Origin of the sequence: Enterococcus termitis (genome assembly GCF_001730305.1) — a bacterium.
GTDB classification, from domain to species: Bacteria; Bacillota; Bacilli; order Lactobacillales; family Enterococcaceae; genus Enterococcus_L; species Enterococcus_L termitis.
This window is the reverse complement of sequence record NZ_MIJY01000012.1, coordinates 96775-115648: the sequence shown is the minus strand read 5'-3', so window position 1 is coordinate 115648 and position 18874 is coordinate 96775. Positions and strand designations below refer to the sequence as shown.

General features: G+C 38.4%; 16 protein-coding genes. 13 read left to right on the top strand and 3 right to left on the bottom strand.

Annotated features, from left to right (window positions below; all coding sequences use genetic code 11):
* Nucleotides 1–269: 269 nt before the first annotated feature.
* The 12 genes from plsX (at nt 270) to ftsY (ending at nt 15470) form a co-directional block, all read left to right on the top strand.
* Nucleotides 270–1268: a phosphate acyltransferase PlsX gene (plsX, locus tag BCR25_RS07895; protein WP_069663077.1), complete on the top strand. Its 999-nt coding sequence runs from the start codon at nt 270–272 to the stop codon at nt 1266–1268.
* Nucleotides 1269–1410: 142 nt separating this feature from the next.
* Nucleotides 1411–1650 carry an acyl carrier protein gene (acpP, locus tag BCR25_RS07890; protein WP_069663076.1) on the top strand — a complete coding sequence of 80 codons (240 nt, stop codon included), beginning with the start codon at nt 1411–1413 and terminating at the stop codon, nt 1648–1650.
* A gap of 359 nt (nt 1651–2009) precedes the next feature.
* Entirely contained in the window at nt 2010–3017 is a 1008-nt protein-coding gene (locus BCR25_RS07885) for an ABC transporter ATP-binding protein (protein ID WP_069663075.1), read from the top strand.
* The gene (locus BCR25_RS07880; protein WP_069663074.1) at nt 3017–3961 is read left to right on the top strand and encodes an ABC transporter ATP-binding protein; all 945 of its coding nucleotides are present in this window, start codon (nt 3017–3019) and stop codon (nt 3959–3961) included. Before BCR25_RS07885 ends, BCR25_RS07880 begins: the two co-directional genes overlap by 1 nt.
* On the top strand, nt 3961–4923 hold the full coding sequence (gene opp4B, locus BCR25_RS07875; protein WP_069663073.1) for an oligopeptide ABC transporter permease: 963 nt from the start codon (nt 3961–3963) through the stop codon (nt 4921–4923). The genes BCR25_RS07880 and opp4B overlap by 1 nt, the downstream gene beginning before the upstream one ends.
* 31 nt (nt 4924–4954) lie before the next feature.
* The gene (locus BCR25_RS07870; protein WP_069663072.1) at nt 4955–5860 is read left to right on the top strand and encodes an ABC transporter permease; all 906 of its coding nucleotides are present in this window, start codon (nt 4955–4957) and stop codon (nt 5858–5860) included.
* Nucleotides 5861–5876: 16 nt separating this feature from the next.
* The gene (locus BCR25_RS07865) at nt 5877–7655 is read left to right on the top strand and encodes an oligopeptide ABC transporter substrate-binding protein (protein ID WP_069663071.1); all 1779 of its coding nucleotides are present in this window, start codon (nt 5877–5879) and stop codon (nt 7653–7655) included.
* A gap of 214 nt (nt 7656–7869) precedes the next feature.
* Entirely contained in the window at nt 7870–8271 is a 402-nt protein-coding gene (gene ndk / locus BCR25_RS07860) for a nucleoside-diphosphate kinase (protein WP_069663070.1), read from the top strand.
* 273 nt (nt 8272–8544) lie between these two features.
* On the top strand, nt 8545–9237 hold the full coding sequence (rnc, locus tag BCR25_RS07855) for a ribonuclease III (protein WP_069663069.1): 693 nt from the start codon (nt 8545–8547) through the stop codon (nt 9235–9237).
* Between the two features lie 23 nt (nt 9238–9260).
* Complete coding sequence (gene smc / locus BCR25_RS07850) at nt 9261–12845, top strand: chromosome segregation protein SMC (RefSeq protein WP_069663068.1); 3585 nt, start codon at nt 9261–9263, stop codon at nt 12843–12845.
* Between the two features lie 573 nt (nt 12846–13418).
* Nucleotides 13419–14246 (top strand): Cof-type HAD-IIB family hydrolase, encoded by an 828-nt coding sequence (locus BCR25_RS07845; protein ID WP_069663067.1) that lies wholly within the window; start codon nt 13419–13421, stop codon nt 14244–14246.
* Nucleotides 14247–15470: a signal recognition particle-docking protein FtsY gene (ftsY, locus tag BCR25_RS07840; RefSeq protein ID WP_069663066.1), complete on the top strand. Its 1224-nt coding sequence runs from the start codon at nt 14247–14249 to the stop codon at nt 15468–15470.
* Between the two features lie 205 nt (nt 15471–15675).
* Here the strand turns inward: ftsY and BCR25_RS07835 are convergent, their stop codons facing one another.
* Nucleotides 15676–16470 carry an SDR family NAD(P)-dependent oxidoreductase gene (locus BCR25_RS07835; RefSeq protein WP_069663065.1) on the bottom strand — a complete coding sequence of 265 codons (795 nt, stop codon included), beginning with the start codon at nt 16468–16470 and terminating at the stop codon, nt 15676–15678.
* 24 nt (nt 16471–16494) lie between these two features.
* Nucleotides 16495–17337, bottom strand: a complete 843-nt coding sequence (locus tag BCR25_RS07830; protein WP_069663064.1) for an aldo/keto reductase — start codon at nt 17335–17337, stop codon at nt 16495–16497.
* A gap of 156 nt (nt 17338–17493) precedes the next feature.
* On the opposite strand from BCR25_RS07830, the gene BCR25_RS07825 reads away from it, so the two are divergent.
* On the top strand, nt 17494–17874 hold the full coding sequence (locus tag BCR25_RS07825) for a winged helix-turn-helix transcriptional regulator (protein ID WP_069663063.1): 381 nt from the start codon (nt 17494–17496) through the stop codon (nt 17872–17874).
* Between the two features lie 61 nt (nt 17875–17935).
* On the opposite strand, the gene BCR25_RS07820 is transcribed toward BCR25_RS07825, so the two are convergent.
* Nucleotides 17936–18814, bottom strand: a complete 879-nt coding sequence (locus BCR25_RS07820; RefSeq protein ID WP_139124550.1) for a YitT family protein — start codon at nt 18812–18814, stop codon at nt 17936–17938.
* Nucleotides 18815–18874: the final 60 nt, after the last annotated feature.

The following is an 18874-nucleotide window of genomic DNA, read 5'->3' as shown; positions in this document are numbered from 1 at the left end:
AAGCCAGTCTCTCGAAAAAAAGATAAATGAGGAGTGAGACAAAGAACGTCTCAATCATCATTTCCTATTTTTCAGTCGAGACTAAACGGGCTCGTTCCGCTTTTCTTGATCCAGCTACACGAGCCAGACCTTTCGACAAATAGATAAAATGCTGGAAAGATAAAGAGCATCTTTCCATCATTTTCCTAATTTGTTCAAGGTCTAAGCGGCTCGTTCCGCTTTTCTATATGTTATACTACTTATTGTACTTATTTAGGAGGGACTATTATATGAAGATTGCTGTTGATGCAATGGGAGGCGATCATGCACCTCAGGCTATTGTTGAAGGTGTGATGCTTGCTAAACAGGATTTTCCTGATATTGAGTTTTTACTTTATGGAAAAGAAACTGAAATTAGAAAATATGTTACAGATGAAACGAATATTACGATTATCCATACGGACGAAAAAATCAGTAGTGATGACGAGCCAGTCAAAGCGATCCGTCGAAAGAAAACGGCTTCGATGGTTCTAGCTGCTCAAGCAGTAAAAAATGGTGAAGCGGATGCGATTTTTTCTGCCGGGAATACAGGTGCGTTATTAGCAGCAGGTTTATTTATTGTGGGGCGGATCAAAAATGTTGAACGTCCAGGCTTGATGTCCACATTACCAGTAATTGGTCAACCAGATGGTGGATTTGATATGCTGGATCTAGGAGCAAATGCCGATAACAAACCGGAACATTTAGTTCAATATGCAGTATTAGGCTCTTTTTATGCTGAAAAAGTGAGAAATATCCAAAAGCCTCGTGTTGCACTTTTAAACAATGGAACAGAAGAAACAAAGGGCAGTGAGTTGACGAAAAAAGCTTTCGAGTTGCTTTCAGAGGAAGAAGGAATCCATTTTATCGGGAATGTCGAAGCGCGTGACCTTTTGAGTGGAGCCGCAGATGTGGTTGTTACTGACGGATTTACAGGGAATGCTGTTTTAAAATCCATTGAAGGCACAGCATTAAATATGATGGGACTTCTAAAATCATCGATTCTAGCAGAGGGTGTCAAAGGAAAAATGGGTGCGCTCCTTTTAAAAAATGCGTTACGCGGAATGAAAAGTGAAATGGACTATTCTAAGCATGGTGGTGCAGTACTCTTTGGATTGAAAGCACCAGTCATCAAAACACATGGCTCAACGGGTCCAGAAGCTGTTCGATATACGATTCGTCAAATTCATACTATGCTGAAAACAGAAGTTGTTCCTCAGCTTGTCAGCTATTATGAAACGAAGGAATAAGAGCGTTCGCAACCAGATTGCAACTGTTCTGTAATAAGATTGCAAAAAAAGATGGACAAATCGATCATTTGTGAGTACAATGTATCATAGCGTTTAACTCTAAAAGAAAAGCGCTGTTCAAAAGCAGTGGAGGTGAATACAGTTGACTCGTGAAGAAGTATTAGAAAAAGTAGCGAAGATTATCTCAAACCACTTTGATATTGATGCTGAAAAAGTGACAGATCAATTAAACATTAAAGATGACTTGAATGCAGATTCTATTAGTGTAATGGAATTTGTTTTAGAGCTTGAAGATGAGTTTGGTACAGAAATTTCGGATGAAGATGCAGAGAAGATTGAAACAGTTGGTGCCGCTGTAGATTATATTATGAATAACTTATAATAAACAAATGAAAAGAAGCAAAACGCTAGCGTTTTGCTTCTTTTTTTTGTTTGAAAATAGTCGAAATAGCTATTGACTGTATTCATGCTGAAATCAAAGGATGTATAGTGCGAAAAGTGTGTAGTTCGGTAGTATGATCATTTTTTGAATATACTTTAGACTGAAAATTATATCTATTATTCATAAGGGGGATTTTGATTACCTTATAATTATTTATTTTAACCAAAAAGTTGATTTTTGTTCAAGAGTTATATACAATTAACTAAAAAGATTACAAAAAGATTAGAAAAGAAAAACAGGACCTAGTATACAATTTAAAAATATCAAGCAGCACAAGAATTATAGAGGAGTGTATCAGTGTGGAAGAGGGAAATCAACTACTAGATGTGCAGCATTTGCACACGGCGTTTCGTTTAAAAGATACGTATTATGATGCAGTTGATGATGTGTCATTTGAGTTAGGCGCAAATGAAATTTTAGCAATTGTTGGTGAGTCTGGATGTGGAAAAAGCACACTGGCGACAACTATTATGGGGTTGCATGATCCTAATAATACTCGAGTAAGTGGAGAAATTGTGTATAAAGAGTTGAACTTAACGACCTTTAACGAACAGTTATACAACAAGATTCGCGGCAATGATATTGGGATGATTTTTCAAGATCCTTTGTCTGCATTGAATCCGTTGATGCGAATTGAAGACCAGATCAAAGAAAGTCTGACCTATCATACAGATATGACTGCTGAACAAAAGCAAGCACGAGTGATCGAGTTATTGATGCAAGTTGGGATTCCTAATCCAGATCGAGTAGGGAAACAATATCCACATGAGCTTTCGGGCGGAATGCGGCAACGTGTGATTATTGCGATAGCAATTGCTTGTAAACCAGCTATTATTATTGCTGATGAGCCGACAACAGCATTAGACGTGACGATCCAAGCGCAAATTTTAGATTTATTGAAAGACCTGCAAGAGGAGACTGGAGCGGGAATTATTTTGATTACACATGATTTAGGTGTTGTGGCAGAAATGGCGGATAAAGTTGCTGTGATGTATGCAGGGCAATTTGTTGAGGTGGCTACTGCTGAAGAATTGTTCAGTAATCCTAAGCATCCTTATACACGCTCTTTATTGCAGTCTATTCCGCAAGAAAATTCTGAAAATAGCCAATTACATGTGATTGAAGGAGTGGTTCCTTCGTTAAGTAAACTACCTAGAACTGGCTGTCGTTTTGCTCCTAGAATCCCTTGGATTTCTTCAGAAGCACATGAACAGATTCCTGCCTTACATGAAGTGGCAGAGGGGCATTTTGTCCGCTGTACTTGCTATCAGGATTTTCATTTTAGAGATGAGCAGGAGGAAGTTTAATGGCAGAAATCATTCAAATCAAAGACCTAAAGGTTCATTATCCTATCCGAAGTGGATTCTTTAATCGGGTAACAGACCATGTATTAGCAGTGGATGGTGTTGATTTCATTATCGAGAAAGGACAAACATATGGTTTAGTCGGCGAATCTGGCTCTGGAAAATCAACAACAGGAAAAGCGATTGTCGGCTTAGAAAAAGTGACTAGCGGCAGTATTTTATATCAAGAACAAGATGTAACGAAGGCACGAAATCGAAAAGCAATGAAATACAATAAAGACGTTCAAATGATTTTCCAAGACTCAATGTCCAGTTTGAATCCTAAAAAAAGAGTAGTAGATATTATTGCGGAACCCATTCGTAATTTTGAGCGTTTAAGTGATCAAGAAGAAAAGAAAAAGGTCAAAGGATTGCTGGATATCGTAGGAATGCCGGAAGATGCCTTGTATAAATATCCTCACGAATTTTCTGGAGGCCAGCGTCAGCGTTTAGGTGTTGCACGAGCGGTAGCAACTAATCCTAAGCTGATCATTGCAGATGAGCCGGTTTCGGCATTGGATCTATCTGTTCAGGCTCAGGTCTTGAATTTTATGAAAAATATTCAAGAAGAATATGGGTTGAGTTATCTGTTTATTTCCCATGATCTAGGAGTTGTAAAACATATGTGTGACAATATTGCGATCATGTACAAGGGACGTTTTGTAGAAATCGGAACGCGTGAGGATATCTATAACAATCCGCAGCATATCTATACGAAACGCTTGCTTTCTGCTATCCCTAAAATTGATGTAGCGCATCGGAAAGAGCATAAAATGCAAAGGCGTCAGGTGGAGCAGGAATATCTTGCTGATCAGAGTGAATATTATGATCAGAACGGCCGTGTGTATGATCTACGTAAAATCAGTGAGACACATCAAGTGGCTTTGAAAGATGGAGGTGCAGTTTAATGTGGAAAACGATTTTACGACGTGTACTCTTTATGATTCCTCAAATTCTGATTTTGAGTGTTTTGATTTTTATGTTGGCTAAAATGATGCCGGGAGATCCTTTTACGGGATTGATCAACCCGAATACAGATCCCGCAGTGATAGAAAGAATGCGGGAATCAGCTGGCTTGAATGATCCTTGGACAACACAATATGTTCGTTGGATCGTTAATGTTTTCCATGGCGATTTTGGTGAAAGCTTTATTTTTAAACTGCCAGTGTCAACCTTGATTGGCAGTCGTGCAGTGAATACGATTCTTCTTTCATTAGTAACGGTTGTAATCATGTACGCTATTGCTTTACCATTGGGTGTTTTATCAGGTCGCTATCAAAATTCTATTTTAGATAAATTTGTTGTGATCTATAACTTTTTCAGTTTTGCGGTGCCGCCATTTATTTTTGCACTCGTTATGTTGTTTGTTTTTGGTTACCGTTTGGATTGGTTTCCAACAACAGGTTCAATTTCCAGCGGCGTTGAGCCTGGCACAGGTGTTTATATTTGGGATCGGTTTTATCATTTGATTTTACCTGCCCTTTCCCAAGCATTGCTTGGAACGGCTATCACGATTCAATATTTACGTAATGAAGTTATTGACTCTCAGTCGTTAGACTATGTTCGAACAGCTCGTTCAAAAGGGGTACCAACAAATAAAGTGTATACCAGACATATTTTCAGAAATGCTTCTTTACCAATTGTTTCTCAGTTAAGTTACGAGATTACGGCGTTAATCAGTGGATCGGTAGTAATAGAAAAAATCTTTGGTTATCCAGGGATTGGAAAGTTGTTTATCGATTCGATCGGACAGCGTGATTATGCAGTGATTACAGCCTTAGTATTGATTTTAGGCGTTGCAACGCTTATTGGAAATCTGGTTTCAGATATTGTAATGAGTATTGTAGACCCAAGAATTCGAGTTCAATAAAAAATCAATTTTAAGGAGAGGAAGAAACGAAATGGATAAAAATAAAGAAAGTGCAGTAGCCGTTGTACCAGAAGCGATCCCCCCGATGGGATTTAGAATGATTGCAAGAGAATTTAAAAAAGATAAGTTAGCCATTTTTTCATTGGTATTGTTAGTAGCCATTTTATTGATTGTGTTTATTGGTGCTCTATTGACTGATCAAGATAAGGTGATGATGGTCAGTATTTTAGACAAATATGCCGAACCTGGTGGAAACTTTATACTGGGAGCAGACGAAGGCGGTCGTGATGTGCTAGGACAGCTGATCATTGGTGCCCGTAATTCTGTGGTGATCGGTTTTGCGATTACGATCTTGACATCGATTATCGGTGTAAGTATCGGTATCGTTTCGGGTTATTATGGCGGAATGTTTGACAATGCTGTGATGCGTGTTGTTGATTTTATTATGATTTTACCGATTATGATGATTGTCATTGTGTTTGTTACAATCATTCCAAATTATAATGTATGGTCTTTCGTTTGGATCATGAGTGCATTTTATTGGGTAGCCAAAGCGCGATTATTCAGAAGTAAAACATTATCTGAAGTCAGAAGAGATTATGTGAGTGCTTCAAAAACCTTAGGAAGTAGTGATTTTAAAATCATGTTTCGAGAAATCATGCCGAATTTAAGTTCACTGATTATTACGAACTTAACAATCAATTTTGCGGCAAATATCGGAATTGAAACAACTCTGACGTTCTTAGGTTTTGGTTTGCCGACAAATGTGCCAAGTCTTGGGACATTGATCGGATATGCCAGCAATGGTGATGTTTTAGCAAATAAAACATGGATTTGGGTACCTGCATCAGCACTGATTTTAGTAATGATGTTATGTATAAATTATATAGGCCAGGCGTTTAAGCGTTCAGCAGATGCTAGACAACGTTTAGGCTAGAAGAGGGGGAAATAATGTGAAAAGTAAAAAACTTTTGGGTTTAATTACACTGACAGCAGTGGTAGCCGTAACGTTAGCTGCATGCGGTGGAGGTAAGAAATCGAATTCAGGCAATAAGAATGTAGATACTGAGGATATCAGTAAATTTACCTTAGAAGTAAAAAATGACAAAGAGGCGATCAAAGGTGGGACTTTGGAAGTAGCTGTTGCTTCAGATACACAGTTTACAGGGTTGTTTTCTAAGATATATTATCAAGATTCTTATGATTATCATTATATGAGACCTTCTGATGAACCATTATTTGGTTATGACGAAGACTTTGTTATTAACGATGATGGTGCTGCCAAGCTAGAGATAGATGTTGATAATAAAAAAGCAACAATCACATTGAAAAAAGATATTAAATGGTCAGATGGGGAACCTGTAACCGCTGATGATTTGATTTATCCATATGAAGTGATCGGAAATAAAGACTACACAGGAATTCGTTATGATGACAACTTTACTAACATTGTCGGAATGGATGAATATCATGATGGAAAAGCTGATGCTATATCTGGTATCAAAAAAGTAGATGATCAAACAATCGAAGTAACATATAAAGAAATGAACCCAGGCATGCTGCAATTAGATGGTGGTGTTTATACAAGTGCTATGCCAGAACACATTTTTAAAGATATTCCAATCAAAGATCAAGAAAAAAGTGATGCCGTCCGTAAGAACCCAGTAACATTTGGTCCTTATTATATGAGTAAAATCGTAACAGGCGAATCAGTAGAATACTTACCGAATGAGCATTACTATCAAGGGAAACCTAAATTGGATAAAATCGTATTCACAAACGTACCAACCGCATCGATCGTTGAAGCTATAAAAGCGAAGAAATATGATATGGTGTATTCAATGCCGACAGATAATTACCCAACCTATAAAGATTCGGAAAGTTATCAAATGCTAGGGCGCGAAGAACTAGCTTATACGTATGTTGGGTTTAAATTAGGTACTTATGACAAAGAAAAAGGCGAATCAATCATGAATCCAGATGCAAAAATGGCTGATGTGAAACTACGTCAGGCAATGGGCTATGCGATGGATAATGATGCAATCGGTCAAAAATTCTATAACGGGTTACGTACCGGTGCAACAACATTGATTCCACCAATCTTTAAAACATTGCATAATACAGATGTAAAAGGGTATCAATACGATTTAGATAAGGCAAATAAAATCTTAGATGACGCTGGGTATAAAGATACAGATGACGATGGACTTAGAGAAAATCCTAAGGGTGAAAAATTAACCATCAACTTTGCTTCAATGGCAGGTGGCGAAACTGCTCAACCTTTAGCAGATTACTATCTACAACAATGGAAAAAAATTGGTTTAGATGTTAAATTAGCAACGGGCCGTCTTATTGATTTCCAAGCATTTTACGATAAAATCAAAAATGATGATCCAGAAATCGATGTTTTCCAAGCTGCATGGGGTGTTAACAGTGCACCTTCTCCAGCAGGATTATATAGTCGCAGTGCAGCGTTCAACTACTCTCGTTTTACTTCTGAAGAAAATGATAAGCTATTGAAAGCGATCAACTCAAACGCTTCATTTGACGATACAAAACGTAAGGAAGCATATGATGCGTGGCAAAAATATATGTTTGAACAGGCCTCTGTTATTCCAACATTGTATCGTAATGAAATTATGCCGATCAATAACCGTGTAAAATCTTTCACTTGGAACTATGAAGATACTAAAGATTATTATGATATTGAATTAACATCAGAAACAAGATAAATGTAAAATACAGAGAAAGTCATAGCTGTTTGTTACGCTGATTTTCTCTGTATTATTGTATTTATAAAGACAGATCATCAATGGTATCCTATTCAGTTTAAACAAACCAATTTTCTTTTTTGTCACCTATATACTAGACAGATGTTCTTAGTGATGATAACCTCTATGTTAAGCGTTTACATTTTCGCTGGAATGAATCGGAGGTAGAAGGCAGATGGAGCAAACGTTGATTATTATTAAACCGGATGGTGTAAAGCGTAAGTTAGTAGGAGAAATACTTCAAAGATTCGAACGAAAACAATTAACGATTCGTCAGCTAAAAGTGGCAATAATGACTCGGGAATTAGCAGAAGAGCATTATGCTCATGTGAAACAATTTGATTTCTTTGAAGACATGATTACTTATATGACATCTTCAGAAGTGGTTTATCTTATTTTAGAAGGAACAGAGGTCATAAAAACAGTCAGAAAGATGATTGGTGCAACAAATAGCTTAAAAGCAGAACCGGGAACGATTCGTGGAGATTATGGAGGCGACAGCTCTCAAAATGTCATTCATGCTTCAGACTCACCAGAATCAGCCCAAATAGAAATAAATCGATTTTTTGGTAATTAACTGAAAAAAGAGCGTCAAAGGTTTAGCGATCCTGAAAAGAGTCATTTTTCGGATCAGTTCAATCTTGGGCGCTTTTTTTTACCTAGTAAAATTGAGGTTATTTCTTTAAGGATTGAATAAGAAACCTTATAGCAACGATAAAATGCTAAGTAAATTGTTCAAATATGAGGATTCATGTGTGATTTTACGGCAATTCTCCCCTAACCATTTAAAAATACTGGAAAAAAAAGTATAATAGAGAAGGTTGTAAATAAACTTAAAGGAATGTAGAAAATGGACAATCAGTTAACTACCGAACTAAAAGAACGTTACGGCATTGTTTTCCATGATGTCAACCTGTTAGAACAGGCTTTTACACATTCATCCTATGTGAATGAGCATCGCTATTTAAAACTATCTGACAATGAGCGCTTAGAATTTTTAGGAGATGCTGTTTTAGAACTATTGGTTTCTCAATATCTATACAAGCAATTTCCAGAAATGCCGGAAGGCAAACTGACAAAAATGCGTGCGGCAATCGTTCGCGAGGATAGTTTATCAAAATTTGCGAAAGAATGTCACTTCGACCAATATATTCTTCTAGGAAAAGGAGAAGAAAATTCTGGTGGCCGCCAACGCCCAGCGCTGCTTTGCGATTTATTTGAAGCTTTCTTAGGCGCATTATATTTAGATCAAAAAGTTGGTGCAGCGAAGAAATTTATTGCAGAAGTCGTTTTTCCAAAAATCGATGCTGGTGCTTTTTCACATGAGATGGATCATAAAACCCATTTACAAGAAGTACTACAACGTCAAGGAGACGTAAATATTGACTACCGCCTAGTCAATGAAGAAGGACCTGCACATGATCGGATTTTTTCAATCGAAGTGTATGTTGATGAAAAACTGATCGGCACAGGACAAGGAAAGTCAAAGAAATTAGCAGAACAGGATGCCGCTGAACGAGCGCTTAAAAAATATCCTGAGTAAGCTTGGAAGGAGCCGTTTTATTCGTGTATTTAAAACGAATTGAGATCGCAGGATTTAAATCCTTTGCGGATCGAACCGTTATAGATTTTGAAAATGGAGTGACTGCTGTCGTCGGTCCGAATGGCAGCGGAAAAAGCAACATCACTGAAGCGATCCGCTGGGTTTTAGGCGAACAATCGGCGAAAAGTCTTCGCGGTGGAAAGATGCCGGACATTATTTTTGCCGGGTCAGAAGGCCGTAAAGCACTGAACATAGCAGAAGTAACGGTTGTATTAGATAATAGTGATCATTTTTTGCCGTTGGATTTTACTGATATTAGTGTTACACGTCGGTTCCGTCGAACCGGGGAAAGTGACTTTTTTATCAATAAGCAATCCTGTCGTTTAAAAGATATCCATGATTTATTTATGGATTCCGGGTTAGGAAAGGAATCTTTTTCGATTATTTCTCAAGGGAAAGTCGAAGCGATTTTTAATAGCAAGCCTGAAGACCGACGCGGAATTTTTGAAGAAGCAGCTGGGGTCTTGAAATACAAACAACGCAAGAAAAAAGCAGAACAAAAATTGTTTGAGACAGAAGATAATTTAAGTCGTGTACAAGACATCATTTACGAATTAGAAGACCAACTGACTCCTCTAGCTGCCCAAAGCGAAGCGGCCAAGGAGTTTTTGAAACTAAAAGAGACACTGACGGAAATCGATGTAAGCTTGACCGTTACAGAAATCGAAGCCGCAAAAGCAGTTTGGGAAATCAAAACGGCAGAACTAACGGAAATAGAAGAAAAGCTAAGCACTGCAAGTAAAAAGATTCGCGATTCAGAAGATGAATTATTCCAACTGCGTGGAAAGCGCAACAAGCTGGATGAGCAAATCGAAAAAGAACAGCAGCAGCTTTTACAGATCACAGAAGCATTGAAACAAACAGAAGGTCAAAAGAATGTTTTGGTGGAACGTTCAAAGCATACACTGCAAACAGCAACTGAATATCAACAGTCATTGGAAGAAAATGCTGAGAAAATCACACGTTACCGTGAAGAAGTGCAAGATCTGCAAGCAAAGGTAGCGGAGAAAAAAGTACATCGTGAAACATTGGTTGAAGCGATCCATGTGTCTGAACAAGAAGTTGAAAAATACAGCAAGTCCTCAAAAGAATTATTGGAAGAACTCCGCAGTCAATACGTTGAAGTGATGCAGGAGCAAGCAAGTACAACGAATGATTTAAAATATCTAGAGCGCCAATATCAACAGGAAACGGCAAAAAATCAACAGTCGATTCAAAAACATGAAGCGCTGGAAAAACAAATGGCAGAGGCCTTGGCTGAAAAAGACCAAGTTGAAGAGCAGTTGACTGCTTCTGACCAGTCGCTAACTGATCAAAGAGAACAATATACACAAGTGAAGCATCAGCTAGATCAAAAACAAGCCCAATTAGCAGCGAAGCAAAAGCAAATGTACCAAGCGATGAACCAAGTTCAGCAGGCTAAAGCTCGTCAAAAGAGTTTACAAGAAATCCAAGAAAATTATTCTGGATTTTACCAAGGCGTTCGAGCGGTTTTAAAACACAAAGACCAACTGAATGGAATCGTTGGAGCGGTGGCTGAATTGATCGATGTACCTAAAGAGTTTACAGTAGCGATTGAAACAGCTTTGGGCGGTGCAGCGCAGCATGTTGTGGTTGAAAATGAAAAAGATGGACGTGCTGGGATCACTTTTTTAAAACAACAGCATAGTGGTCGAGCAACGTTTTTACCGTTGACCACGATCAAGCCTAGAAATGTGTCCAATGCGGTTCGCGATCGAGTGAGTAATGTGCCGGGATTCTTAGGAATCGCAAGTGAGCTGGTTCATTATTCAGATGAAGTTAGCAATGTCATCCAAAACCTTTTAGGCGTTACATTACTAGCAGAAAGCTTGGAAAGTGCCAATCAGCTGGCCAAGGCAGTCAATTATCAGTATCGTGTCGTTTCTTTAGAAGGAGATGTCATGAATTCCGGTGGTTCAATGACTGGTGGGGCGAATAAACGAGGAAATCAAGGCAGTCTGTTTTCTCAAACACAGGAGCTTCAAACCTTAACCGAACAAATGGAACGTGTGGAAAAACAACTGGCAAATACTGAAAAAGAAGTGCAGCAACTGACAGACGAAGTGAAGCTGCTAAACGAACAGCTGGAACAATTACGTTCAGCAGGTGAAATCAGTCGTTTAAAACAACAAGAGCTTCAGAATAAACTAGCGAACCAAGAAGAAACAATCACTCGTTTAACGAAAGAACAACGACTTTTTGAATTTGAAGCCCGTGAGTTGCATCAGTTCTTAACAGAGTATCAAAGACGAAAACAAGAGCTGACAGAACAACAACAAGAGCTTGAACAAAAGCGAAATAATTTAGATAAAGAAATGAAACAAGTCGATCAAGAAGCCAGCCAGATGGAAACGTTACGTGCAGAAGCCTTTGAACGCTACAATCAGATTCAGGCAGATCAAGCAGTAGCAGCCGAGCAGTTAGCTCATTTAACTGAGCAATTGGCGGAAAAGCAAACTCAGCTGGATGAATTTTTAGCACGCGAGACTGCTTTACGTCAACAATTACAGCAGTTGAATGATCATTCGACAGATCACCAAGTCACTGAAGAAAGCCTAGCTGTTCAATTAGAACAACTGGCAGAGAAAAAAGAACAGCTGCAAACCAGTATTCAAGAAGCGAAAACCAATCGTCAACAATTACAAGAACAAGTGGATCAAATCGATGCTGGGTTAGCAGAAGAAAATAAACAGCAGCAGCATTTGTTAACAGAGCAAACCAAAATCGAAGTTGAAAAAAACCGTTCTGAGATCAAATTGGATAATTCGCTGCAATATTTGCAAGAAGAATACAGTTTGACGTTTGAACGTGCAAATGAAGATTATGAGCTAACACTTGATAAGGAACAAGCTAAAATCGAAGTAAAACGATTGAAACGTGATATCGAACGCTTAGGGCCAGTCAATCTTAATGCGATCGAGCAATATGAACAGGTCAATGAACGACATGAATTTTTAGTATCCCAACGAGATGATCTATTAGATGCAAAAGATCAATTGTTTGAAACGATGAACGAGATGGATGAAGAGGTCAAGGCTCGTTTTAGTGAAGTTTTTGAAGCTATCCGTGCTCAATTTAAAGTAGTATTTCCTAATATGTTTGGCGGCGGTCGAGCGGAATTGATTTTAACCGATCCAGATGATTTACTGAATACTGGGGTAGAAATTGAGGCGCAGCCTCCAGGTAAAAAGCTACAGAATTTAAGTTTACTTTCTGGTGGAGAACGAGCGTTGACGGCTATTGCGTTGCTCTTTTCGATTATCCGTGTACGACCAGTACCATTTTGTGTATTGGATGAAGTGGAAGCTGCCTTAGATGATGCCAATGTTTCTCGTTTTGGTCATTATTTAAGTGAATTTGAAGACGATACTCAATTTATCGTTGTTACGCACCGTAAAGGAACGATGGAGGCAGCCGATGTGCTGTATGGAGTGACAATGCAGGAGTCCGGAGTATCTAAAATTGTTTCTGTCCGCTTAGAAGAAGTGAAAGAAGGCGGAGCGATCGTTTCAGAGAGTGGCTCGTGATGAACATTAGCACCAATCAAACCTTAGGAAAATAGATAAATAGCCAGTGAGGCAAAAAGCGCCTCAAAGTCAATTTCCTAATTTTCTACAGGACTAAGCGATTTGTTCCGCTTTTACTGAGAATCACAACGAAAAGGATTTGAGTTGATGATGAACAGTACAAGACTTTCGCAAGAAAGTGTTGATCATTGGTATTATCCAGCTGCTCAAGCCAGCCTCTCGGAAAAAAGATAAAAATAAATTATGGCAAATAGCGCCATATTTTATTTTTCCTATTTTTCTGTCAAGGCTAAACGGCTTGTTCCGCTTTTATTTCTATCCAGCTACACAAATCAATCCTTAGGAAAATAGACAAATAGCCAGTGAGGCAAAAAGCGCCTCAAAGTCAATTTCCTAATTTTCTACAGGATTAGACGATTTGTTCCGCTTTTATTCGTTATCCAGCTACACAGGCTAGCTCTTCGGAAAAAAGATAAATGTAGAGTGAGATAAAAAGCATCTCAATCAACATTTCCTATTTTTCAGTCAGAGCAGAATGAGCCTGTTCCGCTTTTAAATTAAGGAGGTTTTTATTTGATTAAATTGGTTGCTATTGATTTGGATGGTACGTTACTTACAAGTGAGAAAGAGATTTCGACTAGAAATAAAGAAGTTTTAGCGCAGGCAAAAGTTGCTGGTGTTAAGGTTGTTTTATGTACAGGGCGTCCGTTAGCTGCGATTGAAGGCTATTTGGAAACGTTAGGATTGTGCGATGATGGTGATTATAGTATCACGTTTAATGGCGGATTGGTTCAAAAAAATGATACGGGAGAGATCATCGAAAAGAATTTGATGCCGTTAGAGGATATCCATATACTACACGAATTAGCTAAAACATTAAATGTACCGTTGGATATTTTATCTGATGGAACAGTGTTGCAGCTGCCGGTTTCTGAAGACCATATATCCTTATACAGCCAGTTAAATAATCTGCTGACCTTTGAACCTGTGGAATTAGCTCAAATGACAACGGATCGTATTTACAATAAAGCGGTCGTTGCCATCGATGAAGAATATCTTGATGAACAAATCAAAAAAATACCGAGCGAATTCTATGAACGATATGAAGTAATTAAAACGAGAAGTAATTTATTGGAATTTATGCCTAAAGGAATCACAAAAGCATATGGAATTTCTCTGTTGGCCAAAGATTTAGGCATCAAGCAAGAAGAAATCATGACGATCGGTGATGAGGAAAATGATTTGCCGATGATCGAATATGCCGGTCTTGGCGTTGCGATGGAAAATGCTGTAGCGAGTGTGAAAGCTTTAGCAGATGTGATCACAGATACAAATGATAATGATGGCGTAGCAAAAGCTGTTGAAAAATTTGTTTTAGAACCGTTGAAGGGGGGAAATTAAATGGGATTTTTTGATAAAATAAAAAAGGCATTTATGAATGAAAAAGAAACAAAACCAGCCGATATGGAAATAGATGAAACGTTGGAAGAATCAACTTCGGAAGCTGCTGATCAGGAACAACCACAGCAACCACAACAAGAGGAAGCTGAACCTGTCGTAGAAAAAGAGCTGGAAGCTGAGGCAGAATCAGAAGCAGTAGATGAACCACAGCCAATAACGGATGAAATACCGCAGGAAGAAACGATTGAACCTGAGGTCGTTGAAGAAATTCAAGAAGAGATCGTGGTACAGGAAAAGTATGAAAAAGGATTAGAAAAAACGCGGAAAACCTTTGGGCAACGGTTGAATGAACTATTTGCTAATTTCCGTTCGGTAGACGAGGACTTTTTCGAAGAACTAGAAGAAACCTTGATCGGTGCCGATGTTGGCTTTGATACAGCGATCAAAATCACTGAATCACTCCGTCAAGAGGTAAAACTGCGTAATGCAAAGAAACCTGCGGTGATCCAAAATACAATCATTGAAAAAATGGTTGATTTATATGAAGCAGAAGGTGTAGAAGAAAATAATGCACTGAATATTCAAACCGACGGCTTAACAGTGATGCTGTTTGTAGGAGTCAACGGTGTAGGTAAAACGACAAGTATCGGTAAGTTAGCACATGAGTTCAAGCAAGAAGGTAAAAAAGTATTGATGGCCGCGGCAGATACATTTAGAGCAGGAGCGATCGATCAATTAGTTGTTTGGGGTGAACGTGCGGGTGTAGAGGTTGTTCGTGGAAATGCTGGCGGCGATCCTGCGGCTGTTGTTTTCGATGCGGTGGAGCGTGCTAAAACAGAAAATGCTGATATTTTATTAGTAGATACTGCTGGTCGTTTGCAAAACAAGGTCAATCTAATGAAAGAGTTAGAGAAAATCAAACGTGTGATTCAGCGTGAGATACCTGATGCGCCTCATGAAGTGTTACTTGTTGTTGATGCAACGACAGGGCAAAATGCAATGTCACAGGCAAAACAGTTTAAAGAAACGACAGATGTTACAGGCTTGGTTCTTACGAAACTAGATGGTACTGCTAAAGGTGGTATTGTACTAGCGATCCGTAATGAGCTTCATTTACCAGTGAAGCTAGTTGGACTAGGTGAAGGAATCAATGATTTAGAACCATTCGATGCAAATGATTTTGCGGTTGGACTGTTTAAAGGGTTATTAAAAGAAGAGGACTAATAATCAAGTTGACTGTTATATTAAGCTTTGGATATAACTTTGCAAGTCATTATGAAAGCTTGGAAAATCTGAAGAAACTTTGATACTAGAAGTACTTCTTTCTGAAAAAGAGGGATGCACAAAAATTGTAGAGCAATTTTGTGCATCTCCTCTTTTTTTATCTGGGGATTAAACATGTCTGTGTCAACTTCAATGTAGCACTTTTTTAGAAAATCGTCGGCACCATACCACCGTCCATGCGAATCGCTGCCCCGCTAAAGGCAGAAGCATAAGGGCTACTCACAAATACTGCTAAACGTCCGATTTCCGCTGGATCGATCAAACGTTGAATTTGAGAAAGTGGTCGATTATTGTGCATAAATAATTTTTCTTTTTTTTCTAAGGACAAGGCTGGATCAGGATACATCTTTTCAATCATATCACGAACGCCTTCGGTCATAGTAGAGCCAGGCATAATTGTATTAACGGTGACCAGTGTGCCTTTTGTGAGTTTAGATAAGCTCTTTGCTAAAGAAAGCTGCATGGTTTTAGTCATGCTGTATTGCGGCATTTCACCAGAAGGCATGATGGCTTCTTCGCTGGCAATAAAGAGGACTCTGCCAGAATTTTCTTCCAGCATTGTCGGTAAATAAAATTTAACTAATGCATTAGCAGCTAAGACATTTGTACGAAAGAACGTTTCCCACGTTGCATCGTCGATTTCTTCATATGCCATAGGTTGAAAAATCCCCATATTATTGATCAGAATATCTACTTTAGGAAATTGTGAAAATAGTTTTTCCCGATGCGCAGGGTTTACAATATCTCCTGTGGCTGCCTGTGCTGTGGCTGAGGGATATTGCTGGTTCAATTCAGTGACGACTTGTTGAACCTCTTGTTCATTGCGGCCGTTGATGAGTACGTTTGCACCTTCTTTTGCGAATGCCACAGCAATCGCTTTACCAATTCCTTTTGTTGAGCCGGTAACAAGTGCTGTTTTCCCTTTTATTCCCATATCCATATTGTTGCCTCCTTCGTAATTTGTTTATTCAAAAAAGAATAAATCTGGATGTGGACCAACTCTAGTACCGTTGTTCAATTGATCGATTATCTCTAAGTCTTGTTCGGATAATTCAAAATCAAAAATCGCTGCATTACTTGCGATTCGTTCTTCTTTCATAGATTTTGGAATCACGATGATCCCGTGTTGGATATGCCAGCGTAAAATGATTTGCGCGGCGGATTTTTGATACTTTTCTGCAAGGGCTAAAATAGTTTGATCTTGTAGTAATTGCCCCTGCATCAAAGGAGCCCATGCTTCTATAGCGATGTTGTTTTCCTTTGCGAAGGTACGCATTTCTTTTTGAGCTAATCGCGGATGCAATTCTATTTGATTTAAAACAGGTTTGATTTTTGCGGATTCCAATAAGGTTTCTAAATGATGGCGTTCAAAATTACTTACACCGATTGCTCTGATTTTTCCTGCTGCATATAAATCTTCCATGGCTTTCCAAGGTGCTAGAAATTCATTGTCTCCAGGCCAGTGAATCAAATATAGATCTACATAATCCAAACCTAAGTTTAACAAGCTTTCATCAAATGCGGAAATGGTTTGCTCATAGTTTAGGTTGTGATTCCAGAGTTTCGTAGTGATGAATAACTCTTCACGTGTCTTACCTGTAGCTGCCAGTCCGCGCCGGATTCCTTCGCCAACACCTGCTTCATTTCCGTATATTTGTGCAGTATCGATACTAATATAGCCTGCTTCGATGGCTTTTTGAACTGAAAAAATTGTTTCTTCATTGCTCACTTGAAAGACGCCTAAGCCAAAACCAGGCATTTTTACGCCATTATTTAATAAAATCGTATCAGTTAATGATTGAATCATTGTGTCTCTTCCTTTCACTTTTAGAATATACCTATAGTATCAGCCGCCTGTTCGTTTGAACAGTACGTACTTTAAAGTTTTATACACACCTAAAAGTAAGTAATTGATTTATCAACAGTTCTTTGCTTTAATAGAAAACGAAAGGATGCGGTTTCGATGGAAAAGGTACAGACAACAGTTGAAAAAGAATACAATATCGGGGTAGAAGTCACGGTGGATGTCATCGGAGGAAAATGGAAACCGATCATTCTTTGCAATTTAAGGCATCAAGTGATGCGGACAAGTGAATTGCACAGAGCAATCCCCAAAATATCACAAAAGATGCTGACGCAGCAATTAAGAGAGTTGGAGCAAGACAATATCATCGATCGAAAAGTCTATAATCAAATTCCGCCAAAAGTAGAGTATAGCTTAAGCGAATATGGTGAGTCACTGGGCGAAATTTTGGATTTGCTTTGTACCTGGGGTGAAAAACATGCAGAGCATTTAATTGCAAATGGTGAAGCAGTTAGCTTGCAATGCGATAAATTCAAGTAAAATGGATAAAATAAAAGAGCAGCTTCGTGACATTTTCATCACGAAGCTGCTCTTTTATTTTCTATAAGTTATTCGTTTCAATCCCATATTCTTCCGCAATTTTCTTCAAGCTAAAACCGCGTCCAAAGACTTCACTTGCATTCATTGAAACGATAAAGGCTTCTTCATCGATTGCAAGGACATCTTCTTTGATGCGACTAAAATCTTTTTCACTGATCACGGTCATCATTAACATACTTTTATTTTGTTGATAACCGCCTTCGATTGGAATCATGGTTAGTCCTTTGTCCATATCAATCAAGATTTTTTCTTTGATTTCCATATATTTTGGTGAAATGATCAGAACATTTTTCGAACGAACAAAGCCGACCTGAACCATATCGACCACACGACCAATAATGTAAAGACAAATCAATGAGAATAAGACCGTATCTGTGTTAAATACGTAGAGCGCTGATAAAATCACAAGACCATCCACGAAGAGAATCGATACCCCTAGTGAGATTTTGAAATATTTATTGACGATTTGAGAAATAATAGCTGTTCCGCCAGTCGAAGCATTCCCTCTGAATTCCAGACCTAACCCGATCCCAGTTAAAATTCCTCCAAAGAGAGTGGCTAGAAAAATGTTATGGGTCAATACAGGAAAGTTCGCTGTGATCCCTACAAAAAATGGATAAATCAAACTACCATAAATGGTTTTGATCCCCACATCTTTCCCCAGCAATAAAAAGCAAAGTATTAACAGTGGTAAATTGATTGCATATAATACCAAAGCAGGACTGATGCCGAAAAGATGATTGATAACTACGCTGATTCCGTTTGCGCCTCCAGCAACGATTTTATTTGGAAGCAGTACTGAATTGATTGATACAGCTAGAATAAAAGAGCCAATTGTTACGTAAAGAGTGTCTTGAATTTGTCTTTTCGTAAATTTCATTTTATACATTCCTCCATCATTAAAATAGTAAAATCGATATAATTGAGTGATAAATACATT